General features: G+C 49.9%; 6 protein-coding genes. All 6 read left to right on the top strand.

The genetic code is table 11. The features are described 5' to 3' along the window. A partial coding sequence (locus Q0X25_RS01910; RefSeq protein ID WP_298578707.1) for an ABC transporter permease occupies window positions 1-674 on the top strand: 674 nt, incomplete at its 5' end. A 17-nt stretch (window positions 675-691) separates the two neighbouring features. After that, window positions 692-1,714, top strand: coding sequence for an ABC transporter ATP-binding protein (locus Q0X25_RS01905; RefSeq protein ID WP_298578706.1), 1,023 nt, complete (start codon window positions 692-694; stop codon window positions 1,712-1,714). A 1-nt stretch (window position 1,715) separates the two neighbouring features. Then, window positions 1,716-2,729, top strand: a complete 1,014-nt coding sequence (locus tag Q0X25_RS01900; RefSeq protein ID WP_298578705.1) for an ABC transporter ATP-binding protein — start codon at window positions 1,716-1,718, stop codon at window positions 2,727-2,729. Between the two features lie 128 nt (window positions 2,730-2,857). After that, window positions 2,858-4,759: a peptide ABC transporter substrate-binding protein gene (locus Q0X25_RS01895; protein ID WP_298578703.1), complete on the top strand. Its 1,902-nt coding sequence runs from the start codon at window positions 2,858-2,860 to the stop codon at window positions 4,757-4,759. A gap of 221 nt (window positions 4,760-4,980) precedes the next feature. Then, complete coding sequence (gene rnhA, locus Q0X25_RS01890) at window positions 4,981-5,463, top strand: ribonuclease HI (RefSeq protein WP_298578701.1); 483 nt, start codon at window positions 4,981-4,983, stop codon at window positions 5,461-5,463. A 259-nt stretch (window positions 5,464-5,722) separates the two neighbouring features. After that, entirely contained in the window at window positions 5,723-6,943 is a 1,221-nt protein-coding gene (gene rpsA, locus Q0X25_RS01885) for a 30S ribosomal protein S1 (protein WP_298578700.1), read from the top strand. Window positions 6,944-6,948: the final 5 nt, after the last annotated feature.

Genomic DNA, 6,948 nt, shown 5'->3' with positions numbered 1-6,948 from the left:
GTGTTGTCTATGGCACACGCATTTCATTGGCAGTAGGTTTTTTTGCTTCCATCATCGTCTTGATTGTGGGTCTAACCATGGGCTCCATCGCAGGTTTTGCGGGTGGCCGTGTCGACATGGCAATCATGCGCATCGTTGACATCATCTATTCTCTACCCGACATGTTGATGGTTATCTTGTTGGCCTCGGTTATGCGAGCAAGCCTAGGTAGTGTTTTTGATGGCACAGTGTTTGCAAAAATTGGTTCGAATATTTTGTCACTGTTCATCATCTTTGCGTTGTTATATTGGTGCTCGATGGCACGTCTCATCCGTGGCCAGATTTTGTCTTTGCGTGAGCAGGAATATGTTCTTGCAGCTCAAGCGGCAGGTGCCAAGGCAAAGTGGATTATCACTAAACACCTCATTCCCAACTGCATTTCTATCATTATCATTTCGACAGCGCTGCAAATTCCCTCTGCTATCTTTACGGAGAGCTTCCTGTCTTTTTTGGGTTTGGGCGTCAATGCTCCTATGCCTTCGCTGGGTTCACTCGCTTCTGATGCTCTTAACGGTATTTCAAGCTATCCCTCGCGTTTGGCAATTCCGGCTCTTGCAATTTCTCTTATCGTCTTGGGCCTTAACCTCTTTGGCGATGGTTTGCGTGACGCATTTGATCCCAAACTGAACAACTAGGAAGGGAGGGGATTTAGATGGCGCTTCTTGAAGTAAAGGATTTGCATACATCCTTCTTTACGGATGCAGGTGAGGTAAAGGCCGTGAACGGTGTAAGCTTTAACCTCGATCACGGCAAGGTGCTGGGCATCGTAGGCGAGTCTGGCTCGGGCAAGTCGGTAACTGCGTATTCCATCATGCAAATCTTGGCCCCTACAGGAAAAATTGTTAGTGGCTCTATCAAGCTTGATGGTCAAGAGCTGGTGGGTGCGGGTGAGCAGGTCATGCGAGATGTGCGTGGCAACAAAATCTCAATTATCTTCCAGGATCCGATGACCTCTTTGAATCCTACCCTGAGTATCGGTCACCAGTTAATGGAAGCCATTCTTTTGCATACCGATCGCACACGCGAACAAGCAGAGGCGCGTGCCATTGAGATGTTGGGCTTGGTTAATGTCAATGAGCCTGCAAAGCGTATGAAGCAGTACCCACACGAGTTTTCGGGCGGTATGCGCCAGCGTGTCATGATTGCTATGGCGCTTGCCTGCGAACCCGATATTTTGATTGCAGATGAGCCAACTACGGCGCTTGACGTGACGATTCAAGCACAGATCCTCGAGTTGATGCAAAAGCTACAGCGCGAGCTGGGCATGGCAATTATCATGATTACCCATGACTTGGGTGTTGTTGCCCAGATGTGTGATGAGATTGTTGTTATGTATGCGGGTTCTTATTGCGAGCGTGGTACCGCAGATGAGATTTTCTACAACCCACGTCATGAGTATACTCGCGGTCTGCTTCGCTCTATTCCGACGTTAGGATCGATGGGTCAAAAGTTGCATCCTATTACGGGTACCCCGATTGACCTGCTCAATCTTCCTGAGGGCTGTCCTTTTGCCCCTCGTTGCGACAAAGCGATGAAGATTTGCATTAAGCATCCTGCTGAATCGATGGATATCAATGCATTCCACAAAGCGTCCTGTTGGCTTAATGTCAAAGATCTCTCTGAAAAACAACAACCTGCTTCTGTTGTGAGTGCTCAGGAAGGAGGCGAGGCATAAGATGGCTGACGAAATCAAAGCCTCTGCAAATGAGGAAACTCCTCTGGTTGAAATTCGCAACCTCAAGAAGTATTTTCCTGTAAAGACAGGTTTTTTTGGTTCGACACCGCTCAAGGCAGTTGATGATGTCTCGTTTTCGATTAAGCGTGGCGAGACTTTGGGCTTGGTAGGTGAGTCTGGCTGTGGCAAAACTACCGTCGGCCGCACAATTTTGCACTTATACGAACCTACCGCAGGGCAGGTTATTTACAACGGCAAGCCTGTCAATTCCACATCAAAAGAAGAGATGGCAGAGTTCCGCCGCAAAACGACGATGGTCTTTCAAGACCCTTATTCCTCGCTGAATCCTCGTATGACGGTTTCCGATATTATCGGCGAGCCTTTGGATGTACATGGCATGTACAGCTCAAAAAAAGAGCGCATGGATCACATCCTTGAGCTTATGGACCGTGTGGGTCTCAACTCCGAGCATGCCTCACGTTATGCCCATGAGTTTTCAGGTGGCCAACGTCAGCGTATTGGTATTGCCCGTGCTTTGGCAAGTGGTCCTGAGTTTATCGTCTGTGACGAACCTGTTTCGGCACTGGATGTCTCCATTCAGGCGCAGGTCATCAATATGTTTGACGAACTGCAAGACGAGCTTGGGCTGACGTATCTTTTTATTGCTCATGATCTTCTGGTGGTACGGCATATTTCCGACCGTATTGCGGTTATGTATTTGGGCAAGATGGTTGAGCTAGCAGCTGCTGCTGAGATTTATGATTATCCCATGCATCCCTATAGCAAGTCATTGCTTTCCGCAGTACCCATTCCCGACCCCAAGATTGCTCGTGCTAACAAACGAATTCCTTTGCAGGGCGATATCCCAAGTCCTCTGCATGCACCTTCGGGTTGTCCGTTCCGTACGAGATGTCCGTTTGCCAATGAGAGTTGTTCTGCTTCCATGCCTGAATTTAAGGAGGTTAAACCAGGTCATTTTGTAGCTTGTCATCGCGTGGAAGAGATTAATTCTTAAACATATTAATTCTTGGGTTCATCTTGGTTTCTGTTGCACTAAAAGTGCACTGAAATACTTGGTAACAGTTCGCTGTTATCAGAAGCTGGACAGTATCAAGTCTTAGATTCGATAAAGGGGGAGTTAGCATGTCTCAGCTCACACGTAGGAATTTTGTTAAGACCGTTGGCCTGGCTGGTCTGACCTCGATGCTCGCTGCATGCGGCAACGGTGGTGGATCTGGTTCTGGGTCTGCGGCCGCAGGCGAGACCATTGACAGCATTGGTGTTTGCTTGGCTTCCGAGCCCGATAGCATCGACCCCGCTCTCAACTCTGCAGTTGATGGCGCTACGATGATTTCTCACCTTTTTGCTGGTCTTGCAAAGTGGGAGAAAGATGGCGAGGACTTCAAAATTGTCCCCGACTGCGCGACTGAGCTTCCTAAGGGCGAAGATGCTGGTGATGGCAAGCTCACTTATACCTACACTTTGCGCGACGGCCTGAAGTGGAGCGATGGCAAGGATTTCACGGCCAACGATATTGTCTACTCTTGGAACCGTGCTGCAGGACCTGCGCTCTCTGGTGACTACAACTATATGTTTGACCAGATTGATGGTTATGACGCAATGTGGGAGTCTAGGGATACAGGCAAGAAAAAGAAGAACGAAGAGACAGGTGAAGAAGAGCCTGTTCTCGAGTTTGTGAATCCTGATGCCAAGCTCAATGTCACTGCCAAAGATGACAAGACCCTTGTAGTTGTTGCATCCAAGAGCTGCGAGCCTTATTGGAATGAGTTGCTTGCCTTCCCGACCTTCTTCCCCGTTCGCGAGGATGTCGTTAAGAGCGATAAGTGGGCAACGGATCCTTCGACCTACGTCAGCAATGGCGCCTACAAGATGACCGCCTGGGATCACAACTCTGTAATTAGCGTTGAGAAAAATGAGAACTACCACAATGCCGATGCTGTCACGATGAAGGAGATTCAGTTCTTCCTCTCTGACGATGCCAATAACATGCTCTCCAACTTTGAGAATGGCACGTGGCAGCTCATCGATGATGTTCCCACCAATGAGATTGCTTCGCTGAAGGAAAAGTATCCTGATGAGTTCAAGGTTGATGGTCAGCTGGGCACCTATTACGTCAACTGGAACGTCAATCTTGAGATTCTTCCTGCTGGTACCAATCTTACTGGTGCTGAGGCCGAGAATGCGCGCGCCGACATCCGTAAGGCAATTGCTTTGCTCTTTGACCGCAACCACATCATCAACGATATTGCTCAGGGCGGACAGGTACCCGCTTCTTCCTTTGTTGCTATGGGCATGACTGATGCCGATGGCTCTCAGTTCTACGAGAACGCTGGTGACAAAAAGAAGAATGGGTATATTGGCTACATTGATGTTTCAGACAAGTCTTTAGAGAAGAACTTCGATGCGGCTATTGAGACGCTGAAGAAGTACTACAAGTATGACGAGAAGAAAAAGGCCTTTAGTGACTTCCCCTCTTTGACCTACCTGTACAACACTCAGGAAGCTCACAAGATGATTGGCGAGTACTTACAGGCGGCGCTCTCTGGTATCGGCATCAATATCAAGCTAGAAAACCAAGAGTGGAACACCTTCCTGAATACCCGTAAGAACGGCGACTACGGCGTCGCTCGTAATGGTTGGGTGGCAGACTATAACTACCCGATGACCTTCCTGGATATGTGGACTACGCAATCTGGTAACAATGATGTCCAGTTTGGTAAGGGTGCCCACGCGAGTGTTAAGGCCTATAGCATTGATACCACTGATGTGGGTGGTGACCTCAAGGTTGAGAATGGTACTTGGGCTGAGACCTATGACAAGTTGATTGAGGCTATCAAGGCTGAGGCCGATAGCAAGAAGGCCTACGCTATGATGCATAAGGCCGAAGATTTGTTGATGTCTACTGGCTGCATCTGCCCTCTGTACTTCTACACCGACCTTTATATGGTTGACAAGAACCTCAAGGGCTTCTTCAGCATTCCTCTGGGCTATAAGTTCTTTACGTACACCACGCTCAAGAAGTAGTTTCGCACGTAGTTTGCGGTGCACTTGCGCTGCTGTGTAGATTTGAATGAGAGGCGACTGCCTTCGGGCGGTCGCCTTTTGGTATGAGGGTTACGTGCTTGGGATGGCATGACGGGGGCAGGACTGTACTGCGCGAGCGAAAGTACGCAATGGCGACGGTGGCATGAGATGGGTAAAAGCTCCATTTACCTATAGACTAGGAGGGGTAAAAGGAGGTAGCAATGCGGGTGACGATATATACTGATGGATCAAGTCGAGGTAATCCAGGTCCTGGCGGCTATGGTGCAGTGCTCATATATACAGATAAGCAGGGCGTAGAGTATCGTCGCGAGTTATCTGCAGGTTATCAGCGTACAACCAACAATCGTATGGAGCTTATGGCGGTCATTGCGGGTCTTGAGGCGCTTAAAAAGCCCTGTGAGGTAGCAGTGTATTCCGACTCCCAATATGTCGTTAACGCCTTTAACAAGCATTGGGTAGACGGCTGGAAATCTCGCGGTTGGAAAACCGCTTCAAAACAACCTGTCAAAAATCCTGATCTTTGGTGCCGCCTCCTACAAGCAAAACAGCCCCACCAAGTGAGCTTCATATGGGTCAAAGGACATGCAGGTCAAAAGCTTAATGAGCGCTGCGATGAACTGGCAACCAAGGCAGCAGACGGCGAGCTGGGATCTCTTCTTATCGACAAAGGCTTCACCGATTAAGCAAAACTATGTTTTCTGCAAAAAAGTGCATGAAACTCTGGCTTTCTGCTTGAAATCAACCGCCGTTACAGGGTAATCTATGCTTTGTGTGAGTTCTGCCCACACACTGTATCTGTTGGCCCCCGATAGCACGGTCAGTTTCCACACGTGCGAGGTTGCACGGCGAGCGGGCGCGTTGCGGCGTCCACCGTACGTTAGACAGCGCCCTACGGCAGCGATCACCGCGATCGGGGCCCCGTTGTTCGAAAGGGGTCCACCTTTGAGTGAGATTCAAAACTCGTCCGTCTTTGCGTTGGATGAAGTATCCGATGAGGAGATGAACAAGCTCATTGACGGCACCATTACTGCCTTTGATGAGGGCGACTTGGTCACTGGTACCGTCGTCAAGATTGAGCATGATGAGGTTCTGCTGGACATTGGCTTTAAGAGCGAGGGCGTTATTCCTTCTCGTGAGCTCTCCATCCGCAAGGATGTTGATCCCTCCGAGATTGTGCACCTTGGCGATCAGATTGAGGCTTTAGTTCTCCAGAAGGAGGACAAGGAAGGCCGTTTGATTCTCTCCAAGAAGCGTGCTGAGTACGAACGTGCTTGGAATAGTGTCGAAGAGAAGTTCAACGCCAACGAGAACGTCGAAGGCGAAGTTATTGAGGTTGTTAAGGGTGGTCTTATCCTTGACATTGGCCTGCGTGGCTTCCTGCCTGCTTCTCTTGTTGACCTTCGTCGCGTCAAGGATCTCGCAGCATTCATGGGCACACGTATTGAGGCTCGTGTTATCGAGATGGACCGTAACCGCAACAACGTTGTCCTTTCTCGCCGTGTTGTTCTTGAGGAGGCTCGCAAGGCCGAGCGTTCCGACATTCTCTCCAAGCTCAAGCCTGGCATGCACCTCAAGGGTCAGGTTTCCTCCATCGTCGACTTTGGTGCTTTTGTCGACCTTGGCGGTATCGATGGTCTGGTTCACATCTCTGAGCTCTCTTGGAACCATGTTAACCACCCCTCCGAGGTTGTTAAGGTTGGCCAGGAGATTGAGGTCCAGGTTCTCGATGTTGATCTCAACCGTGAGCGCATCTCCTTGGGTCTCAAGCAGACCACCGAGGATCCTTGGCGTGTTCTCGTCAAGAAGTATCCCGTTGGCGCTATCGTTGAGGGTGTTGTTACCAAGCTCGTCTCCTTTGGTGCCTTTGTCGACTTGGGCGACGGTGTCGAGGGTCTTGTGCACATCTCCGAGATGGCACGCCAGCACGTCGAACAGCCCAGCCAGGTCTGTAGCGTTGGTACCAAGGTCCAGGTCAAGGTCATGGAAATCGACCTCGACCGTCGTCGTATCTCCCTGTCGATGAAGTCTGCTGCTGAGACTCTTGGCTTTGAGGTTGACGTGACGCCGCTCGAGAATCCTGAGGCTGCTGAAGCTGCTGAAACTGCTGAGGAGCCCGAGCCCGAGGCTGTCGAGGCTGAAGTTGAGGCTACCGAGGCTGAGTAAGTTTG

Source organism: uncultured Olegusella sp., from assembly GCF_947253395.1.
Classification (GTDB): Bacteria; Actinomycetota; Coriobacteriia; order Coriobacteriales; family Atopobiaceae; genus Olegusella.
The sequence above is the reverse complement of the archived record's forward strand: the minus strand, read 5'-3'. Positions and strand labels throughout refer to the sequence as shown.